The organism is Riemerella anatipestifer ATCC 11845 = DSM 15868 (genome assembly GCF_000252855.1).
GTDB lineage: Bacteria > Bacteroidota > Bacteroidia > Flavobacteriales > Weeksellaceae > Riemerella > Riemerella anatipestifera.
In genome coordinates this window covers 665383-688123 of the sequence record NC_017045.1, presented here as the reverse complement: position 1 = coordinate 688123, position 22741 = coordinate 665383, and the positions used below count along the sequence as shown (strand labels likewise).

Here is a 22741-nt window from a genome sequence, read left to right as displayed (position 1 = left end):
TATTAAGATAAGTTACTTAGAGATTATTTTACTCATAGAGTGGCTTTCTTTTTCTATACTGCTGTAAGACAAGTCAGACAAATCTATTTTAGAAGCTCCACTAGCATTAGCTATTATTTTGTTAGAACTTCCTTTTAGAACGGCTTTAGAAGCACCAGAAACTTCCAAAGTAGTTACATTGGTAGCGTTTATTTGACTATTGATGTTAGACGCTCCGCTCGCTTCAATTTTAGCACTCTTAGCGGTAATAGTTCCAGAAGTGTTACTTGCACCACTGATTTCAATGGTAGTGCTATCGGCATTTAGGTTGCCTTTAAAGTTACTTGCACCACTGCAACTAAGGTTGATGTTTTTAGCATTAAAGTTTCCAGAAACATTAGAGGCTCCGTTCATACGAATATCACTAGTACTGAATGTATCTTGACTTTCTACCGAAGAAGCACCGCTCAATTCCATTTTGTTGATGTTTTTGGTATAGACGATGGCTTTGGTTTTAGCATTTTTTAGAGAGGTGTTAGGCTTGTATTTTAATGTAAGCACACCATTACTAGAAACAACGGTAAGGTAATCTAAAGCGTTAGAAGTTACCTCTACTTTCTCCTGATTAGACTTTACTAATTTAACTCCTATATTGGACTGAACTTTGAGCTGATTAAAACTAGCTACATCAAACGTTTGGGTTTTGGTAGGAGCGTTGGTGAGATTTACTTTCTGCGAATACACACTAGCTACAAACAAGGTAAGGAACAATAAGATCCAATTTTTTAAATTTTTCATAATATACTTTTTTAGATTGTTATGTTTCAAATATAATAAAAATGATCAAATAAATTCTAAATACTTTCTATTGATATTTTTAGATGGCTAATTAAAAATAATCCATTATATTTGTGCAAACAAAAGCACGGGGTGCCGTTATGGCTGAGATTATACCCGATACCTGATTTGGATAATGCCAACGTAGGGATTGCAATGTGAATCTTTGTATATTTTCAATTCTATACTTGTCGCATTTTTCATGAGGTTATGCTAAAAAACAAGTATATGAAAATGGAAAAATTCTCAACAGGATTGATTCCTCTGAATCATCAAAACTGGCAAGGTAGACCAGAGTGGTTTTTTAATCGTGAACATACAGATACCTATGAGTTGTGGTACGAAGGACGCTACAAACGAGCAGAAATTTGGCAGAAAAAGGTCATGGAGCACTTGATAACCAAAGATAGGCGTGTGAAAACATTGCTGGAGTTTGGTTGTGGAACGGGACGATTTACCCGTTGGTGGAAAAAAATAGGAATTGAAGCTACAGGAGGAGATATTTCCCCACTGATGTTGTCGCAAGCTAAACATCTTTTTGGTGGAGATTTAGTAATGGCAGATTCACATAATATGCCTTTTAAAGACAATACCTTTGATGCACTCGCTTTCATCACCACTTTTGAGTATTATAAAGATCCAGTTAAGGTTATTAGAGAGGCGGCTAGGGTAAGTAGATATGGTATTGCTATGGGGATGATGAATAGATATTCTACCAAAGTTATTAGGAGGAGAATTCAGCAGATTTTTGGCAAAAATCCATTTTATATAACGGCTACATTTTATTCACCTAAAATGCTGATGAGTATTATTGATGAAGCACTTAAAGGCAGAGAATATACGATTGAGTGGAAATGTACAGGATTGCCTCAATGGTTTCCGATACAGCAATGGGAAGTGCCGTTTGGAGATTTTTTCGGATTATACATACAGTTTAAAGATGTGGATTAAATGATTGATGAAATGGGGAAAATAGGACAAGGTTCATTTGAGCAATTTATTTTTAATAATTGTGGTTATCCTAGAACTGAGGTGTTGGCTGGTCCACAATTCGGCGTAGATGTCTCTCTTATTGATTTGCATACAGAAATGGCAATGGCACTCACTAGTGATCCGTTATCACTAATTCCATCACTAGGTTTGCAGGAATCGGCGTGGTTGTCAGTTCATCTTATGGCTAATGATATGGCAACTACGGGGTTCGCACCTATGTACGGTCAGTTTGTATTAAATCTTCCACCTACACTTTCTAAAAACGATTTTCAAGAATATTGGCAATATGTGCATAAGTTTTCATCAGAAATAAAAGTAGCTATTACAGGAGGGCATACAGGATTTATTGAAGGACAAAACTCAACCATTGCAGGGGGAGGAACTTTTGTTACCATTGCACCTAAGTCCAAAATATTATTGTCAAAATATGCGAATGCAGGAGATATCATATTAGTAACTAAGTCTTGTGCCATCTCTTCCGCAGCAATTCTTGCAATGAGTTTTCCTAAAGTAGTGATTGATAAAGTTGGTAACGAAATTTATAAACTAGCTTGTGAGTCTTTTTATAAGACCTCATCGTTACAAGATGCTCTGGTTGCGGTGGGTCAGGATTTAGATTTTCAGGAAGTTACAGCTATGCATGATGTAACGGAGGGTGGTGTTTTAGGGGCTATCTATGAATTAACAAAAGCTTCGGATAATGGAGCGGCGATTTACTATGACCAATTGCCACTGGCGGAAGTACAAACGGAAATATGTAATCTGTTTGATATAGACCCTAGAAATTGCATAGGTGCAGGTTCTATGATTATTACCTGTAAAAAAGAATTTGTGACTAATGTAGTTTCTCGTTTGGAAGCTCGTGGTATACCGTGTGTGCCTGTAGGGGAGCTATGTGGCAAAGAATATGGTATGAAACTTATTAAAAATGATGAGGTAACGGAATTTGAGTATTTAGAAAAAGACCCTTATTGGGAAGCATTTTTTAAAGCATTAAAAAGAGGATGGAAATAAAAAATGGGATTTATCTTATCGTAAATCCGTCAATGCATCGTGATACCTTGTTGATAAAATTGGAAAAGATTATTTCAGAGGGGATTGTAGCGGTTCAGATCTGGGATAATTTTAATGACAATGATAATATTTTAGACATCATAAATAGAATTATTGAGATTTGTCACAAAGAAAATATTCCTGTATTGATTAATAACCGTTGGGAACTGTTAAGGGAGGTAAATATAGATGGAGTTCATTTTGATGTGCAACCAAATGATATTGAAGCAATAAGGCGGGAGTTAGGGCGTAAAGTTATTATGGGTATTACCTGTAATAACGATTTGGAACATGTGCAATGGGCTAATAAACAAAAGATGGACTATATTTCATTTTGTTCTATATTTCCGTCATCTACAGCAAATAGTTGCGAATTTGTAAGATTTGATACAGTTCGTGAAGCCCAAAAAATAACGCAAATACCAATCTTTTTAGCTGGGGGTATAACACCTGAAAATGTAGGAGAATTAACCTACTTAAATTGCTCTGGTATAGCTGTGGTTTCTGGTATAATGGATTCTGAACAACCAATTCAAGAAATTAAAAAGTATAAACTAAAATTAAAAAAGACCTGAATATGAGATTAAAAACGATAGAGAAACTCTGTTGTCCTTTTGATAAACAAGAGTTAGAATTAACGATAGTAAAGCAAGAGACTGAAGAAAGTGTAGAGGAAGGATATTTGCTTTGTAATAATTGTAGAAGGGTTTATCCTATAGTTTCAGGTATTCCTATTATGAGTCCTGATGAATATAGGGAGTTTGAGTTAGAGAGACCTTTATTAAATCGTTGGCTAGATAATAAAGTAGATACTCAATTCCGCCTCATTGAAGGATAGATATAGTTATAACCAGTTTATGTTTTAAATTCCTATTTATTCTTTAATAAAGAATAAAAACTTGTGCTTTTGTCTGTATAAATCATTATTTTTGTGGCAATATTCACGGATAAAAAAGACTTATGAAATTCTTAGACAGATATCAAGACTTAGTAGCAGAAGCAATAGAAAAGCATCAATTTAAAAACGAACCAAAAGAACTCTATGAGCCTATGAATTATATCATTTCTCACGGAGGAAAACGCCTGAGGCCTATTATGGTACTAATGGGGTGCGAGCTTTTTGGGGGTAGTTTAGAAAAAGCGATGAAACCAGCTTTGGCTATAGAGTTTTTTCATAATTTCACGCTTATCCACGACGATATTATGGACGATGCGCCACTTAGAAGAAATAAACCTACAATACATACGCTACACGGCATCAATGTAGGTATTCTGTCGGGAGATGCATTGCTCATTAAAGCCTATCAGTTTTTTGAAGATTTAGAGCCAGAACTATTTAAAAAGTGTATCACTTTATTTTCCGAAACGGGAGCAGTGCTTTGCGAGGGACAGCAGATGGACGTTAATTTTGAAACCAATTCCAATGTTACCTATGAAGATTATATAAAAATGATAACCTATAAAACGGGGGTGCTTAGTGCAGCTTCGTTTAAGATAGGGGCTATGATAGCGGGAGCTACCGAACAGGAAGCGGAGGCATTGTATCAATTTGGTAAACATATTGGGATTGCATTCCAGATTATGGACGACTATTTAGATGTCTTCGGAAATCAGGAGCAGTTTGGTAAGAAACACGCGGGTGATATTTTTGAAAATAAAAAGACGGTCCTCTATCTATTAGCAATGGAAAATGCGACAGAGGAAGAACGAAAAGAGCTTAACTATTGGTACTCTAAAAAGACGGATAATATAGATAAAATCTACTGTGTAGAGAAGATTTTTAGAAGAACAAAAGTAGATGAAAAAGTATTGAGATTGATACAAAAGCACAACCAAATTGGTCAAGATTGTTTAAAAACGATTAACCTCCCAGAGGATAAGAAACAACCTTTTATAGAGTTGGCTAATTACCTTTTGAAAAGAGAGTCTTAGTTATCCAAAATCTTAAAATATGATTGTACTAGGTAGTAATTCGGAAGTCGCACAAGCCTTTTTAGAAAAGGTGTTGTCTGAAGGACAAAGATTTAGAAATCTTTATCTTTTCACTTCTAATAGAGAGAGTGCAGAGAAATTTGCAAAACATATAGAAGTAAAATATCTTCAGCATAGCCAAGTTATCATGTTGGATTTAATGCAACCTATTGATTTCAAATCATTAGAAGAGGTAGATTCGGAGCTTTTATTCTGTGCTTCTGGTTACTTAGGTAAAGGAACTGAAGAGGGATTATTAAATCACAAAAATACAGAAGCTATTATTGATATTAACTACGCTAAACTTATTCCGTTACTCAATTATTTTGCCGAAAAAATGGCGTCTAGAAGAGCGGGAATTATGGTGGTTTTGTCTTCGGTAGCAGGAGATAGAGGCAGGCAGAGTAATTTTATTTACGGGAGTGCTAAGGCGGGATTAACCGCTTATCTAAGTGGACTTAGAAATTATTTGTTCCACAGAAAAGTGCATGTAATGACGGTGAAACCAGGCTTTATGGCTACTAAAATGACGGAAGGTATGCCACTTAATCCAAAACTCACTGCAACACCTAAACAAGCTGCGGCTTCTATATATAAAGCCTACAAAGCGAAAAGGAATGTAGCGTATGTACTGCCTATATGGTGGGCTATTATGCTGATTATAAAAAATATTCCTGAATTTATATTTAAAAAACTGAAACTTTAAAAATGAGTTTCTAAAAAGTACCTTTCTTTATTTATGAAAAAACTATATCTATTCGACTTTGATGGTACACTTACCACAGAGGACACTTTATTTCTATATCTTAAATTCTATAACAGCAGTAAATATAGAATACAATTTTTAAGGTACATTCCACTTTTTATTCTTTTGAAAATGAAACTTCTCAAAGCAGAGAAGGTCAAAGAGAGCTTTATTGCTTCTATACTTGAAGGAGAATCTAAAGAGCGAATAGAGAAGAAGTCTAAAGCCTTTTTTGAAGAATATTATCCAAAACTTTTCAGGACTAATGCTTTGGAATTTATAGAAAAAATAGATAAAGAGAAGACGGTGGCGTTCATTGTAACAGCATCGTTGGATATTTGGGTTCGTCCTTTTGCGGAGCATTTTGGTATGGGGCTTTTGGCTACGGAAGCCGAATTTAAAGATGGTAAATTTACAGGTAAGTTTAAAACCAAAAATTGCAACGGAGAAGAAAAGGTGAAAAGGATAAAACAGGCTACGGAAGGGCTTAAATATGATAAAAGTATAGCTTTCGGAGATACAGCAGGAGACCACGCAATGCTAAAATGGGCTAATGAAGGTTTGTTTCAATTTTTTCATTAAATTAGCCAAAAATATTGGTGATGAAAAATTTACTTTTAACCTTAGGTTTAGGCATCTTTATAATGTGTACTCCTCAAAAGCGGAAAGTTATGAAGCAAGAGATTAGTAATCAGCAAAAACAAGAGGAAAGATTGTTTTATTCGGAAGCTTCTGGAGGGGAAGAAAAGAGAGGCTTTAGACTTATAAACTCTCAAGAGGAACTTAATAGGGTTTTATCTGTAAATCAATTTGTAGTTTTAAACCCAAACGAGGAGAAGAATAGAGAACCCAAGTTAATATTTCCTAAAAATCAACAAGTAATTCTTTATCATTTAGGAACTTTTAGAGCAGGTATGCATAAGCCTCAAGGTATTGATAGTGTTAAATTAGTAGGCGATACTTTGGAAGTTTATATGAAAAAAAATCAGCCTTCTTCGCTTTCAAAAGCACCTATTAGAGAACCAGAAATGCAAGTGCAGGTCATTACCACACCGTGGATGGTTTTTTCAGTTTCTAAAGATTTAAAGTTTAATAATATTATACTGAAATAAAAAATGAGTAAAATATATTTAGATAATGCGGCTACTACGCCACTTTTAGACGAAGTAATAGAGGAAATGGTAAACTCTATGAAATTTTGTTATGGTAACCCTTCTTCTACGCATAGTATAGGGCAAGAGGCTAAAACTAGGATAGAAGCTGTGAGACGCCAAATCGCTGATTATTTAAAGGTGCAACCTGGCGAAATTATCTTTACTTCGTGCGGTACAGAGTCTAATAATATGATTATTAAATCTTGTGTGGAGCATTTGGGTGTGGAGCGAATTATTACTTCTCCTATAGAGCACAAATGCGTGGCGGAGACTTGCTTGGATATGAAGAAACGCAAGGGTGTGGAGTTGGTATATCTTCGTCCTAATGCACAGGGTGATATAGATTTGGTAAAACTAGAGCAAGAATTAAAGAAATCGGATAAAAAAACTTTGGTTACTCTAATGCACGCCAATAATGAGATAGGTAATATTTTAGATATCAAAAAGGTATCTGCACTATGTAAAGAAAATGGAGCTTTATTCCATTCGGATACGGTGCAAACGGTAGCTCATTTAGATTTAGATTTTCAAGAAGTGCCTTTGGATTTTGCCTCTTGTAGTGCTCATAAATTCCACGGACCTAAAGGAGTGGGGTTTGCTTTTGTTAGGAAAGCTTCAGGGCTTCAGTCGCTTATAACAGGAGGGCCTCAGGAGAGAAGTCTTCGTGCAGGCACAGAAAATGTGAGTGGCATTGTAGGACTTGGCAAGGCTTTAGAAATTGCAATGAGCAACCTAGAAAATTATACTTCTCATATTAAAGACATAAAGAATTACGCAATAGAGCAATTATCTGGAAATATTTCAGGAGTTAAATTTAACGGAAGAAGCGCTGAGCAGGATAGTAGCCTTTATACGGTATTGAGTGTTCTACTGCCATTTAAAAATCCGTTATTGAGCTTGCAGTTGGATATGAAAGGTATTGCTGTTTCTCAAGGAAGTGCGTGTAGTTCTGGGGCTAGTAAGCCTTCTATGGTAATGATGATGGTAGTAGATGAAGAAGATATGGAGTATACCACACCTCTAAGAGTATCTTTTAGCCATCTTACGACTAAGGCTGATATAGATGCATTGGTAAAGGCTCTTAAAGAAATACAGCAAGAATTATAGAAATAAACGATATTAACTATCGATATATAAATACTAAAATAAAAGAATAAAGTAATATATTTGCAGACTAAAAATGTAAAATTATGGCATTAGAAATTACAGACAGCAATTTTAAAGAAGTAGTAATAAACTCAGACAAGCCTGTATTAGTAGACTTTTGGGCAGTATGGTGTGGACCATGCAGAATGCTAGGACCTATCGTAGAAGAATTAGCAAATGATTTTGAAGGTAAAGCAGTTGTAGGTAAAGTAGACGTAGATAACAACCAGCAGGTAGCTATGGAGTACGGTATTAGAAATATACCTACAGTTCTTATCTTCAAGAATGGAGAAGTGGTAGATAAGCTAGTAGGCGTGTCTCCTAAGGAGGTTATTGCAGAAAAATTATCAGCGCATTTATAAAAAAAATAAATTGATTTATAAGCACTTTCTAAAATGAAGGTGCTTTTTTTTATATAAAATTTTGTTTGTATTGAAAAAAGTTATACTTTTGCAACCACATTATTCAGATAAGCGTTCTGATACATAATTAAGAATAATGTTCTTATAAAAAGATCCGGTAGTTCAGCTGGTTAGAATACCTGCCTGTCACGCAGGTGGTCGCGGGTTCGAGCCCCGTCCGGATCGCAATATTTATGGTTAGAACCTCTAGTAGCTACTAGAGGTTTTTTTGTTTTTAATCCTTTTCTTACTGTTAAAAATCACCTTATAAACTTTTTATGTTTAACCAAATAATCTTAACTTTATAGAGAAAAATAAAAGTAAGATTATTATATGATACCAAAGACTGATTTAGAGAAAATGAAAACCAAAGAGGATTTGATGAAGTACCTCTACAAACATCAAGATGAAGATTCCAGATATGCTGCCCTTATAGAAAAGATAGAGTATGAAGATGAATTAAAATTATTACAAGCAGAACTTGTAAATCTTCAGAACTGGATTAAAAATACGGGTAAAAAAGTTGCTATTATTTTTGAAGGGAGAGATGCTTCTGGTAAAGGAGGGACTATTAAGCGTTTTGCGGAACATCTTAACCCTCGTGCTATGCGTATTGTAGCTCTTAATAAACCTACAGATGTGGAACGAGGGCAGTGGTATTTTCGTAGATATATTAAAGAACTTCCTAATTCTGGTGAGATTGTTTTCTTTGATAGAAGTTGGTATAATAGAGCGGTAGTAGAGCCTGTGATGGGATTCTGTACGCCAGAGCAATATGAGGAATATATGGTTCAGGTGCCAGAGTTTGAGCATATGCTTTACGAATCGGGGACACATATTATTAAGTTTTGGTTTTCTGTAAGTAAAGATGAGCAGTTATTCCGTTTTAATAGTAGGCTTCAAAATCCACTGAAAAAATGGAAATACAGCCCCGTAGATGAAAAAGGACAGGAACTATGGGACGAGTTCACAAAATACAAAAATCAGATGTTTTCTAGAACTCACAATGCTTTTTCGCCTTGGGTAGTGGTGAAGTCTGATAATAAAAAGAGAGCGAGATTAGAGGCAATAAGATATGTGCTTAGTCAGTTTAATTACGAAGGGAAAGGAGAGAATGAGGTTTCCCTTAACCCAGACCCTAGTGTGGTACAAAGATACTTTAGAATGATTAAGCAAATAGACTTTTAACTATAAATAAACATCAATATGGAACTTACAGATATACAATATAAAAAACTAGATACTAAAAAGGGGCTTTATGCTCTATTGCAGTCGGATACGCTTAATCCAGACAAAGCATTGCGTACGATAAAGTACGAGAAAAGATTGGCTACATTGCAAGAAGAGCTTATCAAAATGCAAAATTGGGTAGTAGAAAATAAACAGAGGGTAATCATTATTTTTGAAGGTAGAGATGCCGCTGGTAAAGGAGGAGCGATAAGAAGAATTACTGAGCATCTTAACCCTAGAGAGCATCGTGTGGTTGCTCTTCCAAAGCCTAATGAGGTAGAGCAAGGTCAATGGTATTTTCAGCGATACATCAGTCAGTTGCCAAAAGCTGGGGAAATTGTATTTTTCGATAGAAGTTGGTACAACCGTGCAGTGGTAGAGCCTGTTAATGGGTTTTGTACAAAAGAAGAGTATGATATTTTTATGTCGCAAGTCAATGAGTTTGAAAAAATGCTAGTAAACTCGGGTACTTATTTGCTCAAATTGTATTTTTCCATTTCAAAAGAAGAACAAGCGAAAAGGTTTGCTGATATTATAGAAAATCCTCTTAAAAAATGGAAATATAGCCCTGTAGATGCTAAGGCTTTAGATTTATGGGATGTTTATACGGAATATAAGGAAAAAATGTTTGAGGTTTCGGATACAGAAATTGCACCGTGGAAAGTATTAAAAGCCAATAAAAAATCTAAGGCAAGAGTAGAGGCATTAGAGTATATATTAGATAAAATTCCGTACGAACCGAAGAACTCAGAGGTGATAACTCACGAAGAGTTAGAAGATTAGGGTAGTTTACAAAAGGTGGCTTATTAGTCGCCTTTTTTGTTTTAGGTTTGCGGAATATCTGGGTTGGTGGTTCATATAAAAATTAGTACATTTGTCAGGGTAAAAACAAAAATAAATTTGAATTATAATGAGTCAATTTGATGTTACTGTTATCGGTTCTGGACCTGGAGGTTATGTGGCAGCTATTCGTTGTGCACAATTAGGTTTTAAAACAGCTATTATAGAGAAATATCCTACCTTGGGAGGGACATGTCTTAATGTAGGGTGTATTCCGTCTAAGGCACTTTTGGATAGTTCAGAGCATTTTGAAAATGCTAAGCATAACTTTGCAAACCACGGAATTGTTATCAACGAGCCTAAAGCGGATTTGGCTAGAATGGTAGAAAGAAAAAACGAAGTGGTAGAGCAAACGACCAAGGGGATTAATTTCCTAATGGACAAAAACAAAATTACAGTTTTTGAAGGAGTAGGAAGTTTTGAAACAGCAACTAAAATTAAAGTAATAAAAAATGATGGCTCTACAGAGTCTATTGAGTCCAAATATACCATTATAGCTACGGGGTCTAAGCCGTCTTCTTTGCCTTTCATTAGTTTAGATAAAGAAAGAATCATAACTTCTACGGAGGCTCTTAATTTGAAAGAAATACCTAAGCACCTTATCGTAATCGGTGGTGGTGTTATAGGGCTAGAGCTTGGTTCTGTTTACAAAAGACTAGGTTCTGAGGTAACAGTGGTAGAGTATTTAGATAAAATTATCCCAGGAATGGACGGTTCTTTGTCTAAAGAATTACAAAAAGTTCTTAAAAAACAAGGAATGAAATTTATGCTTTCTACAGCAGTTTCTGCGGTGGAAAGAAAAGGCGATGCCGTGGTAGTAACAGCTAAAGATAAGAAGGGGGCAGAAGTAAGTGTAGAGGGAGATTATTGCTTAGTATCAGTGGGAAGAAGACCTTATACGGAAGGTTTAGGCTTAGAGAATGCAGGTGTGGATTTAGATGAAAGAGGAAGAGTAAAAGTAAATGACCACCTTCAGACTAATGTATCTAATATCTATGCGATTGGTGATGTGGTTAAGGGAGCTATGTTGGCTCACAAGGCGGAAGAAGAAGGTGTTTTTGTAGCAGAAACTTTAGCAGGGCAAAAACCTCATATTAACTACAATCTAATACCAGGGGTGGTTTACACTTGGCCAGAAGTAGCTGGAGTAGGGAAGACAGAAGAGCAGCTTAAAGAAGAAGGCGTTTCTTATAAAGTGGGAAGTTTCCCAATGAGAGCTTTGGGTAGAAGCCGTGCGAGTGGAGATATTGATGGACTAATTAAGGTATTGGCTGATGAAAAAACAGACGAAATTTTAGGAGTTCATATGATAGGAGCTCGTGCTGCGGATATGATTGCAGAAGCTGTAGTAGCTATGGAATTCCGTGCGAGTGCCGAAGATATTTCAAGAATTTCTCACGCTCACCCAACATTTACAGAAGCTATTAAAGAAGCGGCTTTAGATGCTACAGGAAAAAGAGCATTGCATATGTAATTGATTTATAGATAAATTAATATGAAAATCGCTGTTAGAGAAATTTCTCTAACAGCGATTTTTTTTGTAAAATAAAATTATCACTAAAAAAATAGTTGTATATTTAAAATATAGTTATATATTTGTATCACTAAATTTATAGTGATATGGAAATAAAGCAACTTACCAAAGCAGAAGAACAGGTAATGCAATATCTGTGGCAATTAGAAAAGGGTTTTTTAAAAGATATATTAGAATTTTTTCCAGAGCCTAAGCCTCATACCAATACAGTATCCACAATACTTAAGGTTCTTAAGGAGAAAGGCTTTGTAGATTATCGTGTGTATGGTAGACAACATGAGTATTTCCCTATAATTTCCCAAAAAGAGTACAGTAAAAAATCTTTTGGAGGTATTATTAAAAACTATTTTGGAGGGTCTTATAAAGAAGCTGTTTCTTTTTTAGTAGAAGAAAAACAGATGTCAGTGGAAGATTTAGAGTTATTATTAAAAGAACTTAAAAAATAACTAGCTATGGATTCTCTAATGACCTATATTATAAAATCTTTGGTTTGTTCGGGGGTTTTATACACTTATTATTTTATCTTTTTGAAAGATAAGACTTTTCATCGTTATAATAGGTTTTATTTAATGCTTACATTATTCATAAGCGTATTACTTCCTTTGCTTAAAGTAGAGTATTTTACCATTGAAGTAAATCCAAAGGTACTTATGCTAATGAGTGAATTTAAGAGTTATTCATCAAAGTATAAACAAGAATCTTACACTGTTTTGTTTTACTTTTTAGGGATAATAGTAGCTTTTGAGTCAGTAATATTTTTATTTAGATTACTGTTGGGAATGTGGCGATTGTCAAAGCTAAAAAATAAATATGAAAAAATTAATTTTCAAGGGATTAACTTTTATAAAACCGATTTAGAAGAAGCTCCATTTTCATACTTTAAAAATTTATTTTGGAAGAATAGTATTGCTATTGATACGGATTTAGGGCGTCAAATCCTAAAGCACGAGATGGTACATATAGAGCAAGGTCATTCTTGGGATAAGTTTATAGTTTCTTTATTTCAATCTATATTTTGGTTCAATCCTATTTTTTATTTAATAAAAAAAGAATTGAGTTTAATTCACGAGTATTTAGCAGATAGTCAATCTATAAAGAAGGGCGATACTCAGTCGTTTGCGAAAGTGATTTTAGAGCATCATTTCTCGGGGAAAGTTTTTCCAGCAACCAATCCATTTATGTCATCTAACCTTAAAAAAAGAATTATTATGTTAAAAAAATCAAAAACAAAGTTTGCTTACATTAGAAAAGTGTTAGTCTTACCGTTAGTGTTTAGTATGGTATTTATCTATGCTGTTAATACCAAAAACAAAGAGATTGCAACCTTAAACGAAGTCATAGAACATAAGGTTAATGATTTGAAAAATCATAACAATCCTAAAGAAGAAGCTAGAAAGTCAGTTTCACAAAAGAGTAAAAATAGAAGTAATGATAAGGTGATATCACAAGATTTTGTGTATGAAGTTGAGAATAAAAGTACAGAAGTTAAAATAGATACTTTGAGAAAGCCCAATGAAGATTTTAGAAAGATTATTCAAAAGGAGCGAAAAAAGATTGATAAGTATAGAAAAGCCTTGGAATTGGAACGAAAAAAGGAAGAAAAAATAAGAACTAAAATAGAAAAGTTGAGAAGTCCTATTTCTGCAAAATCAAATACTGAAGAGCAGTTTAAAGAATTGGAACGCTTGTATAGTCAGTTGGACAGAATTCATGATGCTCCTCGTTATAAGCGTATTTTAGAAGATATAAAGCAGTCTTCTTCCAAAATAAGAGAATATTATCAATCTTCTTCCAAAGACGCAAAGCAGAGGGAAAGTCTTTCTAAATTACGAGAAAAAGAAGCAAAAGTTGTGGAACAATTGGCTAATGAAAGTAGAAGAGCGGCTGAAGAAGCCTCAAAAATATCTAAGGATGTTGCTAAAAAAGCAGAGGAAGCTCGCCGTGTCGCTTTAGAAGTTGTTAAGGCGATTAATGAGAATTAAATGATTGTTAGCTTGATACGGCTTTTAGCCCAATAATGGAGCCTATAAGAGTGACTAAGAAAAAGAGTCTTAGTGTGGTGGCAGGTTCTTTAAATACAAAGATGCCAATCAGTACAGTGCCTACTGCTCCTATTCCTGTCCATACAGCGTAGGCGGTTCCTATGGGGAGCGTTTGGGTGGCTTTAATGAGTAACCCCATACTTGTAGTAAGAGCAACTAAAAAGCCTAGATACCACCAAATCGCTTCTGTATTTTCCGAAGTTTTGGCTTTCCCTAAGCAAAATGCAAATAAGGCTTCAAAGAGTCCTGCAATGATTAAAATAATCCAATTCATCTTAATGGTATAAAAAGGGTTTTGATGAGTTGCTGTAAAATAAAAAAACTGTTTCTACATCTGTTGTAGAAACAGTTTTTACCTATAATTTTAGTTTATATATGCTCTGTTTTAAAGAGCTTGTCGTAGTTATGAAGTTCGTTATTGGTAAAACCTTGAGATTCCATCCACTCATCATTATAGACTTTGCTGATGTATCTAGAACCGTGGTCTGGGTAGATAAGCACTACTAAATCATCTTCTTTAAACGGATTCTCCTCCGCATACTGCATAAGAGCTTGGGTAACGGCTCCTGTAGTGTAGCCTCCCATAATGCCTTCTTTTATAGCAATTTCTCTTGTGCGGTAAGCACTTTGTTCATCGTTTACTCGTACAAATTCGTCTATTAAATCAAACCTAAGAGCAGTTGGGATTAAATTTTTGCCCAATCCTTCTATTTGATAGGGGTGAATATCCTCTTTATTGATAGCTCCTGTTTCGTGGTAAGTTTTAAGTATAGAACCATCTGCATCTACTCCAATAATTTTGATATCAGGATTTTGCTCTTTAAGATATTTAGCAGAGCCAGAAAGTGTTCCGCCAGTACCAGTACACGCTATTAGATGCGTGATTTTCCCTTGGGTCTGTTCCCATATTTCAGGACCAGTAGAGGAGTAGTGAGCATCTATATTTAATTCGTTAAAATATTGGTTGATGTAGATAGAGTTAGGTGTTTCTTTAGCAATTCTCTTAGCGACTTCGTAATAAGAGCGAGGGTCGTCCGCAGGTACATTTGCAGGGCAAACATATACGGTAGCACCTAATGCCTTTAGATAAGCTATTTTTTCAGGCTTGGTTTTATCGCTTACAGATAAGATGCACTTGTACCCTTTGATAATGTTTACCATTGCAATGGAGAACCCTGTGTTACCAGAGGTGGTCTCTACAATAGTAGCACCTGGTTTTAGTAATCCTTTTTTTTCTGCTTGTTCTATAATATGCAGAGCTATCCTATCTTTAGTAGAGTGCCCTGGGTTAGAAGACTCTATCTTCGCATAGACTGTAGCTGCTATATTTTCGGTAATTTTATTTAATCTAACAAGAGGAGTATTTCCTATTAAACCGAGAATATTATCATAAACATTAGTCGCCATATTACATTTTCTCAAAAACTGGGTGCAAAGTTAATAAAAAAATAAGGAATATAAGACTTAAATATCTGTTTAGTTTTGGTGGTGTTTTATATTATTAGTTATAGTTGATTTGCTTTTTTACTTCAAGCTTCTATTTTATAGCTATACTCCCAAGGTTTTTTAATATTTTTGCGGTTCTATTTTTAATTCTATGATTATTGTTCTTCTCATTCTAAGTGTAATACTGGGGGTATTGTTGGGTAAATTTTTTGGGGCTAAAGAGAAGCTAGCAAAGAATTTACTTATTCTAAGTGCGGGGTTTCTTATTACGATTTGTCTTAACGAAGTCTTTCCTCAAGTCTACCACGAACATAATCACAACATAGGTGTTTGGATTGTATTAGGAGTCCTGTTGCAGATGGTTTTAGAAAGCCTTACCAAAGGCTTTGAGCATGGGCATATCCACCATCACAGCGAAACTAAAAATATACTGCCTGTGGCACTTATGGTGGGTTTGTTTTTTCATGCTTTTATAGAAGGTATCCCTTTAGCTAACGAAACGGAGGTTTTGTCGCCTTATCTTACAGGTATTTTGTTCCATAACCTTCCTATTTCTTTTGTTTTGGGAGCGTATTTGTTTGGTAAAGGGTCATCAAAGCGTTATTCGTGGAGTATTATTAGCATTTTCGCTTTGGCTTCTCCTCTTGGAGTGCTTTTGGGTAAATATATCCCAATGGAGTGGCAGTCTTATTTTCTAGCCATAGTGGGAGGGATATTTCTGCATATTTCCGCTGTAATTATATTTGAAAGTAACAAAAACCACAAAATGGATCGGATGAAGCTCCTGCTAGTAGTATCAGGAATTTTGATTGCTTTGCTAGGGCATTTATTCCATCATCATTAAGTTAATTTTGTTAAATTATTGCGTTGGATTTTAACGCTATTAAAATCAAAAAGAATTCGTGGAAATGATGAAAATTTTATCATTCCCACGAAATTTGTTTTTTGTGGATGCTGTGTTAGTATAGTCTCATTATTCGTCTGACATTGAGTCCCAGAAATCACTATCCATTTTCTTTATTTCTATGAGTTGCTCCACTTGCATTCCGAGTCCATAATTGTAAATATATTCAGCTAACTGGTTGCCATCAATTAAAACGATGGTAGTGTTACCAAATAAATTTTCCACATATTCTCTCGCTCCATTCGAAAAATATGAAGTAGTAATGAAAACACCTTTATTGGATTGTGCTACCATCAAAGCTCCAACAAACTTTTGAATTTCCTCTCTTCCAATACCAATATCTCTTCTGTATCTTTTAGCTTGTATGTTTATACGACCAAATCCTAATATATCCTCTTTAATTATACCATCAATTCCACCGTCATTTGTTCTTTTTGTTACCAATCCAGAATCTTTAATTTCTCCACCATAACCCATTTTTTGAAGTAATAAAACTACAAGTTTTTCAAACGCGGTTGGACTTTTACTTAAGATTGTATTGATAATTTCATCGTAAACAGTTTGTCTAATTTTATTAAAAGAATTATACAGTTTTTCTTGAGGAGTAAGGTTTTCACTCTTAGTATCAATGATTTCTATTTTAGAAGGTTCTCTTTCCTTCTTAACTTTATCTGATTTTTGAACTTCTTTTTCAACAAAACGGACAATCTTTTCGGGAGTTTTTAAGAGTTCAATACCTTTCTGACTGATTTTAAATAATCCTCTTCTTGGTTTATCTAACAAACCAGCCATATTCAGATAGCTCAAAGCCCAAGATATTCTGTCATAAAATATATATCCATTGCCTGATGGATACATTTGATTTATTTCATCATTTGACAAGTTAAAGTGTAATGCAATAGGTTCAATAAAATCTCTCAGTTTTAAAATTTTCCCGTCTTCTAAAAGTTTTAGAGCAGGAACTTGTATCTCATTATATTTTGGTATTGACATACTCTTTTCAGCTTGGTTTTAAAGGTTACCGACCAAAGTAAATATTTTAATTTATGTAATGCTTTAATGTAGTTTTGTATATAAAGAGTTGGTCTTAATGTTTTAGATAACCCCTAACTCCTTTCCTACTTTTTCAAAGGCAGCTATAGCCTTATCTAAATGTTCTCTCGTGTGTGCAGCGGACAATTGTACTCTAATTCTAGCCTTGCCTTTAGGAACCACAGGATAGAAAAATCCGATAACATAGATGCCTTCGTCCATAAGTTTTTCTGCCATTTTTTGTGATAGAGGGGCATCATAAAGCATTACAGGTACAATAGCGGCATCGCCATCAGGAATGTCAAAGCCTTTGGCTTTCATTTGGGTTCTAAAATATTGAGCGTTATCCATTACCTTGTCTCTTAGGCTGGTGTCTTCGGAAATCATTTCTAGAACTTTGGTTGCTGCACCTACAATGCCAGGGGCTAAAGAGTTAGAAAACAGATAAGGTCTAGAACGCTGCCTTAACATATCTATAATTTCTTTTTTACCAGAAGTAAAGCCACCCAACGCTCCACCTAGTGCTTTCCCTAGTGTAGAAGTAATGATGTCCACTCTTCCCATAACTTCGTTTGCTTCGTGAGTACCTCTTCCTGTTTTGCCGATAAAACCTGTGGCGTGGGAGTCGTCCACCATCACTAGAGCATCGTATTTTTCAGCTAAATCACAAACGCCTTTTAAGTCGGCTACGATACCGTCCATAGAGAACACTCCATCGGTAACAATGATTTTAAATCTGTGGTTGTGTTTACTCGCTTCAATAAGCTGAGCTTCCAAATCTGCCATATCATTGTTTTTGTAGCGATACCTTGCCGCTTTGCAAAGTCTTACTCCATCAATAATAGAAGCGTGGTTGAGTTCGTCAGAGATGATGGCATCTTCTGCTGTAAATAATGGTTCAAAAACCCCTCCGTTGGCATCAAAACAAGCGGCATAGAGAATGGTGTCTTCCATACCCAAAAACTCAGATATTTTAGCCTCTAGATTTTTATGAATGTCTTGTGTACCACATATAAAACGCACAGAAGACATACCGTAACCGTGAGAAGCAATAGCGTCTTGTGAGGCTTTCATAACTTCGGGGTGGTTGGATAGCCCGAGGTAGTTATTGGCACAGAAGTTAAGTAGTTTTTTACCATTGGCTACAATTTCAGCCGATTGTTGAGAGGTAATAATGCGTTCGTTTTTATAAAGACCTTCGTTTTTGATGTTTTGAAGTTCGGTTTGTAAATACTCTAGGTAATTTTTAGAAATCATATTTAGTTTATTTTGGTTATAAAATCGTTGGCTAATTTAATAAAAAAAGCCTTCACTGTTGGAAGACTTTATAGATTATTTTATAAATATTAGAGATTGAGTGCCGGCTCTAGTAGTTTTTCCATTTTAGCTTTAATCTGATGCACAGACCCTGTGTAATTATTGATTAACAATGAGAATGTAAGGGTTCTGCCAGATTTGGTATTGATGTAACCTGCTAGACATTTTACAGCTCTTAGAGTACCTGTTTTAGCGAAGATTTGTCCGTAGCCTTCGTTGTAGAGAAACATTTTCTTTAATGTACCTGTTTGTCCTGCAATAGGTAATGAATCAAAGTAGGATTTGTAATATCTTTCTTTCATAAGACCTGCCAAAAACTTAACCTGTGAAATAGGTGTTACTAAGTTGCTTCTAGATAAACCACTACCGTCCATTAGATTTAATCCATTGAAATCATAGCCGTTAGCATTTAGATGTTCTACGATTGTTTGTCTGCCTGTTTCTAGGGATTCGTCTCCGTTTTTGTAAAATCCTACTGAACGAAGTAGGGCTTCTGCAAATCTATTATTACTTGTTTGATTAACGAAATACACAATCTCATCTAAACTAGGTGATTGGTATTTAGTGATAAAAGTTCTGTTTTCGGGTTCTATATCAATGGTTTTGCCTTCTACTTTACCTGTTACTGCTACACCACTTTTAAGTAAAGAAGCTCTTAATGTATTGGCAAGGGAATAAGGTGCAGAGGGGATTTTACCTGTTACTGTATTACCTTCAAAAGAATCTGTATAAGCCATTTGATTGGTGTACGGAGAGACATAGAAAAATCTTTTCTCGTCATCTCTAAACCTACGCTTAATTACTTTTCGTTCCTTGGTAGGGTCTATATTGGCAGTTCTGCCTACGGGGAGGTAATAGTTTTCTCTCTCTAACCAAACAATGTTGGCTGGGAGGCTATCATTATTGCCTTTAAAAACAGCAGTTTGTATGAAAATATTGCCATTGATTTTGGTGATTCCTAAGTTTTTTATGGCATAGATAAAATCGGAGGATATGCTACCATAGCTAGAAGACCCTGCTGTCCCTGTGCCTAAAGTAGGGTCGCCACTACTTACAATATATAGGTTGCCTTCTAGAACTCCATCGTCAGAGATTTTACCAGAATATTCTAGCTGTGTATTATATTTGAATTTAGACCCCATAATATTCATGGCGGCATCTGTAGTTAATAGTTTTGTGGTAGATGCAGGAACTAATGGAGTAGCCTCATTACAAGAACTTATGATTTGTTTACTTTTTGGGTCGTACACTACAAATCCCCATTGTCCGTTTCTCACCATTGGGTCGCTTGCTAACTGATTGATAGCAATATCTAATTCCTCTTTAGCCGAAAGAGTTACTTTTTCAGCAGTTGGTGTTTCGTAGGTGGGATACGAACTAGAGTATTGAGCAAATGAAACGAAAAATATAGATATACAGGCTATTAAAAGCCCTTTTTTGGTTAAATTCATACTTTGAAATTTTGTTACATTGAGGCTTTCCATTAGAAAACAACGAAACAAAGGTAAAAAATATTGTAAGTCTAGACCTATGTAGAGTTGGTAAATAGACTTAAATTATGTTAAAAAGAGTTAAAAATCTACAAACACCTCTATTTTCACAGATTGATAAGCGGAGATTTCTCTGAACTCGTCCAATGATTGTGAAATGTACTCTTTGAAAGTGAAGTATTTATTATTTCTAGGCAGTTTGAGTAATATTTGGAACTGATATTTGTTTTTCAACTTTGCGATAGGTGCTTTTTCTGGACCTAAAACACAGTCTAAAGGTAAGTATTTCCTAAGGATAGAACCTAAGAATTGTGAGGCTCTATCTGCTTTTCCTTCTTTGGTATGTTTAATTTCTATAAGCACTACTTTGGTAAATGGTGGATAGAGGAATTTTTTTCTATCATTTAAGAAATACTCATAAATTTCTTGAGTGCTATTGTGTTTAATCAAGCTAAATAAAGGGTGTGTTGGGTTGTAAGTTTGTATAACTACTTTACCTTTTCCCGAAGTTCTGCCTGCTCTCCCAGATACTTGAGTGATGAGCTGGTAGGCTTTTTCTTCCGCTCGGAAATCTTGTACATATAGGAGTGCATCAGCCTTGGGAATTGCCACTAGGTCTATATGGTCAAAGTCTAAACCTTTAGAAATCATCTGTGTGCCAACAATGAAGTCGGTTTCTCTATTCTCTATTTTTTCGTAGAGCTTTTCATAAGCGAACTTTTTTCTCATAGAGTCTATGTCCATTCTGTCCACTTCTGCCTCTGGAAACAATCTTTTGATTTCCTCCGCCACTTGTTCTACTCCGATGCCTTTGGTATTGAGTTGTTGAGACTGGCACCTAGGACATTGGTTGGGTTTAGAAGCTCTTTGTCCGCAATAATGGCACTTCATTTCGTTAGAAGATTTGTGATAGGTCATTACCACATCACAGTTAGAGCAATAGGTTACGTATCCACAAGCCTCACATTCTACTACATTGGCATAGCCTCTTCTGTTATGGAGGATAATAATTTGTTTGTTCTTCTCTAAATTTTCCTGAATTTTTTGAATTAACGCTGCCGAAAAATTCCCATTTATAGTTTTAGTCTCTTGTTCTTCTTTAATATTGATGATTTCAAAATCTGGTAAATCTACATTGCCGTATCGTTCGCCTAAATAAAGGTACTTAAGTTTTCCTTTTTGGGCAGTGTAATAAGATTCTAAAGATGGCGTGGCAGAGCCGAGCAGTAGATGAGCTTTATAATGATAAGCTAGGATTTGAGCTGCATCTTTAGCATTAAAGTAAGGGCTAGCTTCTCTAGGTTTGTAGGCAGAATCGTGTTCTTCATCTACAATCACTAAATCTAAATTTTGGTAGGGCAGAAACAATGCGTTTCTAGTTCCAATAAGGACTTTAATCTTGTTGAGTTTTACTTTTCTCCAAACTTCCACTCGTTCAAAATCGGTGAGTTTTTGATGATAAAAGCCAATTAAATCGCCGTATTTTTTTTCTAATCTGCGGATAATTTGCTTGGTTAATGCAATTTCTGGTAGTAATAATAATGTGTTTTTATTCTCTTTGATGAGTTGCTCTATCAAGTGGATATAGATGTGGGTTTTCCCCGAAGAAGTTACGCCGTGTAATAATACTTTCTGATTTTGAGCAAAAGACTGTTCTATTGCTTTAAATGTGTTGTTTTGAGTTTCAGTAAGAGGTTCAATGTCTTCTATATCACCATTGTAAGTCTCTAGTCGGTCGTGCTGGAGGTAATATTCATCTACTAGACCTTTATCTATCAGAGCTTTCATTTGGGCGTGAGCGAAATTACCTTCCTCAAACAAAATAGATTTTTTAATAGGAACTTCAGGCGAAGTCGTTTGTTTAGACAAAATGAGCAGGAAAAGTTCTTTTTGTTTTTCCGCTCTATTAAGGCTAGAAATGACCTCTGCTAAAGACTGATTGCCTAGCAATTCCTCTTTAATTTTTACATAAGCTACCTCCTTTACTTTGTACTTTTCTGCCACTTTTTCATCTATCTCTATATAGTGCATATCTATAAGAGCGTTGATGGTTTTAATTAAATTTTTCTTCGGAATAAAGACTTCCATTTCAGAAAGATTGACTAATTGCTGAACTTCCAATGCCTGTATTAAAAGTATTTCGTTGGCATCTAGAAGTTCATAATCTATGTTAACATTTGGTTTGAGTTTTAGATAAGTCTCACTCTCCAATTTTAATGATGAAGGAAATGCTAAACGGTAAATTTCGCCTAAATTACACAGATAGTAAGAAGATAGCCATTGCCAAAACTCAAGCTGTGGGAGAGGTAAAATAGGAGTGTCGTCTAAAATGCTGTAAATTTCCTTTGGAGAAAACTCTTCGGGAGTGTTTTGGTGTAGGTCTGAGATGATTCCAGTATAGATTTTCTTTCCTCTAAACGGAACAAGAACGCGCATACCCAACGCTATTTTATCCTGTAAATCAATGGGAACTTTGTAAGTGAAAGTTCCTTTTAGATTAAGTGGCAGTATGACTTGAGCGTAAAGCATAGAGGGGAACAAAAATAAGTGATTTTTAACGGTCGGATATTGGTGATAGAGGCGGATTTAGAAAGTATAAACATTCAATCTTGTATTAACCTAAACAA

23 protein-coding genes, 1 tRNA gene and 1 riboswitch are annotated in these 22741 nt (G+C 35.2%); of the genes, 17 read left to right on the top strand and 7 right to left on the bottom strand.

The features are described 5' to 3' along the window. Positions 1-12: 12 nt before the first annotated feature. Entirely contained in the window at positions 13-777 is a 765-nt protein-coding gene (locus RA0C_RS03385) for a GIN domain-containing protein (RefSeq protein WP_013446819.1), read from the bottom strand. A gap of 118 nt (positions 778-895) precedes the next feature. Then, positions 896-985, top strand: a riboswitch (TPP riboswitch). 59 nt (positions 986-1044) lie between these two features. Here RA0C_RS03385 and RA0C_RS03380 point away from each other — a divergent pair. The 16 genes from RA0C_RS03380 (at position 1045) to RA0C_RS03305 (ending at position 13865) form a co-directional block, all read left to right on the top strand. Beyond that, positions 1045-1767 (top strand): class I SAM-dependent methyltransferase, encoded by a 723-nt coding sequence (locus RA0C_RS03380; protein WP_004920158.1) that lies wholly within the window; start codon positions 1045-1047, stop codon positions 1765-1767. Beyond that, positions 1768-2823: an AIR synthase-related protein gene (locus RA0C_RS03375; RefSeq protein ID WP_014411239.1), complete on the top strand. Its 1056-nt coding sequence runs from the start codon at positions 1768-1770 to the stop codon at positions 2821-2823. Continuing rightward, positions 2814-3437 (top strand): thiamine phosphate synthase, encoded by a 624-nt coding sequence (locus RA0C_RS03370; RefSeq protein WP_013446817.1) that lies wholly within the window; start codon positions 2814-2816, stop codon positions 3435-3437. The genes RA0C_RS03375 and RA0C_RS03370 overlap by 10 nt, the downstream gene beginning before the upstream one ends. Positions 3438-3439: 2 nt before the next feature. Beyond that, complete coding sequence (locus RA0C_RS03365; RefSeq protein ID WP_013446816.1) at positions 3440-3700, top strand: Trm112 family protein; 261 nt, start codon at positions 3440-3442, stop codon at positions 3698-3700. A gap of 122 nt (positions 3701-3822) precedes the next feature. Next, positions 3823-4794, top strand: a complete 972-nt coding sequence (locus RA0C_RS03360) for a polyprenyl synthetase family protein (RefSeq protein ID WP_013446815.1) — start codon at positions 3823-3825, stop codon at positions 4792-4794. 19 nt (positions 4795-4813) lie between these two features. Beyond that, entirely contained in the window at positions 4814-5539 is a 726-nt protein-coding gene (locus RA0C_RS03355) for an SDR family NAD(P)-dependent oxidoreductase (RefSeq protein ID WP_013446814.1), read from the top strand. A 33-nt stretch (positions 5540-5572) separates the two neighbouring features. Then, positions 5573-6160 carry an HAD-IB family hydrolase gene (locus RA0C_RS03350; protein WP_013446813.1) on the top strand — a complete coding sequence of 196 codons (588 nt, stop codon included), beginning with the start codon at positions 5573-5575 and terminating at the stop codon, positions 6158-6160. A 20-nt stretch (positions 6161-6180) separates the two neighbouring features. Beyond that, positions 6181-6690, top strand: a complete 510-nt coding sequence (locus RA0C_RS03345) for a hypothetical protein (RefSeq protein WP_013446812.1) — start codon at positions 6181-6183, stop codon at positions 6688-6690. 3 nt (positions 6691-6693) lie between these two features. Continuing rightward, complete coding sequence (locus RA0C_RS03340) at positions 6694-7839, top strand: cysteine desulfurase family protein (protein WP_013446811.1); 1146 nt, start codon at positions 6694-6696, stop codon at positions 7837-7839. Positions 7840-7922: 83 nt separating this feature from the next. Beyond that, positions 7923-8240, top strand: a complete 318-nt coding sequence (gene trxA / locus RA0C_RS03335) for a thioredoxin (RefSeq protein WP_013446810.1) — start codon at positions 7923-7925, stop codon at positions 8238-8240. 151 nt (positions 8241-8391) lie between these two features. After that, positions 8392-8465: transfer RNA gene (locus RA0C_RS03330), tRNA-Asp, on the top strand. A 147-nt stretch (positions 8466-8612) separates the two neighbouring features. Then, positions 8613-9467, top strand: coding sequence for a polyphosphate kinase 2 (gene ppk2, locus RA0C_RS03325; RefSeq protein ID WP_004920125.1), 855 nt, complete (start codon positions 8613-8615; stop codon positions 9465-9467). An 18-nt stretch (positions 9468-9485) separates the two neighbouring features. Continuing rightward, positions 9486-10292, top strand: coding sequence for a polyphosphate kinase 2 (ppk2, locus tag RA0C_RS03320; protein WP_004920123.1), 807 nt, complete (start codon positions 9486-9488; stop codon positions 10290-10292). Positions 10293-10419: 127 nt separating this feature from the next. Next, positions 10420-11823: a dihydrolipoyl dehydrogenase gene (lpdA, locus tag RA0C_RS03315; protein WP_004920121.1), complete on the top strand. Its 1404-nt coding sequence runs from the start codon at positions 10420-10422 to the stop codon at positions 11821-11823. Between the two features lie 146 nt (positions 11824-11969). After that, complete coding sequence (locus RA0C_RS03310) at positions 11970-12329, top strand: BlaI/MecI/CopY family transcriptional regulator (RefSeq protein WP_004920120.1); 360 nt, start codon at positions 11970-11972, stop codon at positions 12327-12329. 6 nt (positions 12330-12335) lie between these two features. Further along, on the top strand, positions 12336-13865 hold the full coding sequence (locus tag RA0C_RS03305) for a M56 family metallopeptidase (protein ID WP_013446809.1): 1530 nt from the start codon (positions 12336-12338) through the stop codon (positions 13863-13865). A gap of 7 nt (positions 13866-13872) precedes the next feature. Here RA0C_RS03305 and RA0C_RS03300 read toward each other — a convergent pair whose 3' ends face one another. Together RA0C_RS03300 and RA0C_RS03295 are read right to left on the bottom strand one after the other, a co-directional pair. Then, positions 13873-14199, bottom strand: a complete 327-nt coding sequence (locus tag RA0C_RS03300; protein WP_013446808.1) for a DMT family transporter — start codon at positions 14197-14199, stop codon at positions 13873-13875. Positions 14200-14294: 95 nt separating this feature from the next. Continuing rightward, positions 14295-15332 (bottom strand): PLP-dependent cysteine synthase family protein, encoded by a 1038-nt coding sequence (locus tag RA0C_RS03295; RefSeq protein ID WP_013446807.1) that lies wholly within the window; start codon positions 15330-15332, stop codon positions 14295-14297. A 190-nt stretch (positions 15333-15522) separates the two neighbouring features. On the opposite strand from RA0C_RS03295, the gene RA0C_RS03290 reads away from it, so the two are divergent. Further along, positions 15523-16215 carry a ZIP family metal transporter gene (locus tag RA0C_RS03290; protein WP_013446806.1) on the top strand — a complete coding sequence of 231 codons (693 nt, stop codon included), beginning with the start codon at positions 15523-15525 and terminating at the stop codon, positions 16213-16215. Between the two features lie 129 nt (positions 16216-16344). Here the strand turns inward: RA0C_RS03290 and RA0C_RS03285 are convergent, their stop codons facing one another. The 4 genes from RA0C_RS03285 to priA form a co-directional block, all read right to left on the bottom strand. Continuing rightward, entirely contained in the window at positions 16345-17268 is a 924-nt protein-coding gene (locus RA0C_RS03285) for a restriction endonuclease (RefSeq protein WP_013446805.1), read from the bottom strand. Positions 17269-17370: 102 nt separating this feature from the next. Next, complete coding sequence (gene kbl / locus RA0C_RS03280; protein ID WP_013446804.1) at positions 17371-18564, bottom strand: glycine C-acetyltransferase; 1194 nt, start codon at positions 18562-18564, stop codon at positions 17371-17373. An 89-nt stretch (positions 18565-18653) separates the two neighbouring features. Beyond that, positions 18654-20075 carry a D-alanyl-D-alanine carboxypeptidase/D-alanyl-D-alanine endopeptidase gene (dacB, locus tag RA0C_RS03275; protein WP_013446803.1) on the bottom strand — a complete coding sequence of 474 codons (1422 nt, stop codon included), beginning with the start codon at positions 20073-20075 and terminating at the stop codon, positions 18654-18656. A 120-nt stretch (positions 20076-20195) separates the two neighbouring features. Then, on the bottom strand, positions 20196-22643 hold the full coding sequence (gene priA / locus RA0C_RS03270) for a replication restart helicase PriA (protein WP_004920099.1): 2448 nt from the start codon (positions 22641-22643) through the stop codon (positions 20196-20198). Positions 22644-22741: the final 98 nt, after the last annotated feature.

Excerpts from the sequence above, each read along its gene's own strand:
- priA (WP_004920099.1), bottom strand. The coding sequence starts at position 22,643 with ATGCTTTACGCTCAAGTCATACTGCCACTTAATCTAAAAGGAACTTTC.
- lpdA (WP_004920121.1), top strand. The coding sequence starts at position 10,420 with ATGAGTCAATTTGATGTTACTGTTATCGGTTCTGGACCTGGAGGTTAT.
- RA0C_RS03350 (WP_013446813.1), top strand. The coding sequence starts at position 5,573 with ATGAAAAAACTATATCTATTCGACTTTGATGGTACACTTACCACAGAG.
- RA0C_RS03300 (WP_013446808.1), bottom strand. The coding sequence starts at position 14,199 with ATGAATTGGATTATTTTAATCATTGCAGGACTCTTTGAAGCCTTATTT.
- RA0C_RS03365 (WP_013446816.1), top strand. The coding sequence starts at position 3,440 with ATGAGATTAAAAACGATAGAGAAACTCTGTTGTCCTTTTGATAAACAA.
- trxA (WP_013446810.1), top strand. The coding sequence starts at position 7,923 with ATGGCATTAGAAATTACAGACAGCAATTTTAAAGAAGTAGTAATAAAC.
- RA0C_RS03285 (WP_013446805.1), bottom strand. The coding sequence starts at position 17,268 with ATGTCAATACCAAAATATAATGAGATACAAGTTCCTGCTCTAAAACTT.
- RA0C_RS03360 (WP_013446815.1), top strand. The coding sequence starts at position 3,823 with ATGAAATTCTTAGACAGATATCAAGACTTAGTAGCAGAAGCAATAGAA.
- RA0C_RS03380 (WP_004920158.1), top strand. The coding sequence starts at position 1,045 with ATGAAAATGGAAAAATTCTCAACAGGATTGATTCCTCTGAATCATCAA.
- RA0C_RS03375 (WP_014411239.1), top strand. The coding sequence starts at position 1,768 with ATGATTGATGAAATGGGGAAAATAGGACAAGGTTCATTTGAGCAATTT.
- RA0C_RS03310 (WP_004920120.1), top strand. The coding sequence starts at position 11,970 with ATGGAAATAAAGCAACTTACCAAAGCAGAAGAACAGGTAATGCAATAT.
- RA0C_RS03370 (WP_013446817.1), top strand. The coding sequence starts at position 2,814 with ATGGAAATAAAAAATGGGATTTATCTTATCGTAAATCCGTCAATGCAT.
- RA0C_RS03340 (WP_013446811.1), top strand. The coding sequence starts at position 6,694 with ATGAGTAAAATATATTTAGATAATGCGGCTACTACGCCACTTTTAGAC.
- ppk2 (WP_004920125.1), top strand. The coding sequence starts at position 8,613 with ATGATACCAAAGACTGATTTAGAGAAAATGAAAACCAAAGAGGATTTG.
- RA0C_RS03355 (WP_013446814.1), top strand. The coding sequence starts at position 4,814 with ATGATTGTACTAGGTAGTAATTCGGAAGTCGCACAAGCCTTTTTAGAA.
- RA0C_RS03345 (WP_013446812.1), top strand. The coding sequence starts at position 6,181 with ATGAAAAATTTACTTTTAACCTTAGGTTTAGGCATCTTTATAATGTGT.
- dacB (WP_013446803.1), bottom strand. The coding sequence starts at position 20,075 with ATGAATTTAACCAAAAAAGGGCTTTTAATAGCCTGTATATCTATATTT.
- kbl (WP_013446804.1), bottom strand. The coding sequence starts at position 18,564 with ATGATTTCTAAAAATTACCTAGAGTATTTACAAACCGAACTTCAAAAC.
- RA0C_RS03385 (WP_013446819.1), bottom strand. The coding sequence starts at position 777 with ATGAAAAATTTAAAAAATTGGATCTTATTGTTCCTTACCTTGTTTGTA.
- ppk2 (WP_004920123.1), top strand. The coding sequence starts at position 9,486 with ATGGAACTTACAGATATACAATATAAAAAACTAGATACTAAAAAGGGG.
- RA0C_RS03290 (WP_013446806.1), top strand. The coding sequence starts at position 15,523 with ATGATTATTGTTCTTCTCATTCTAAGTGTAATACTGGGGGTATTGTTG.
- RA0C_RS03305 (WP_013446809.1), top strand. The coding sequence starts at position 12,336 with ATGGATTCTCTAATGACCTATATTATAAAATCTTTGGTTTGTTCGGGG.
- RA0C_RS03295 (WP_013446807.1), bottom strand. The coding sequence starts at position 15,332 with ATGGCGACTAATGTTTATGATAATATTCTCGGTTTAATAGGAAATACT.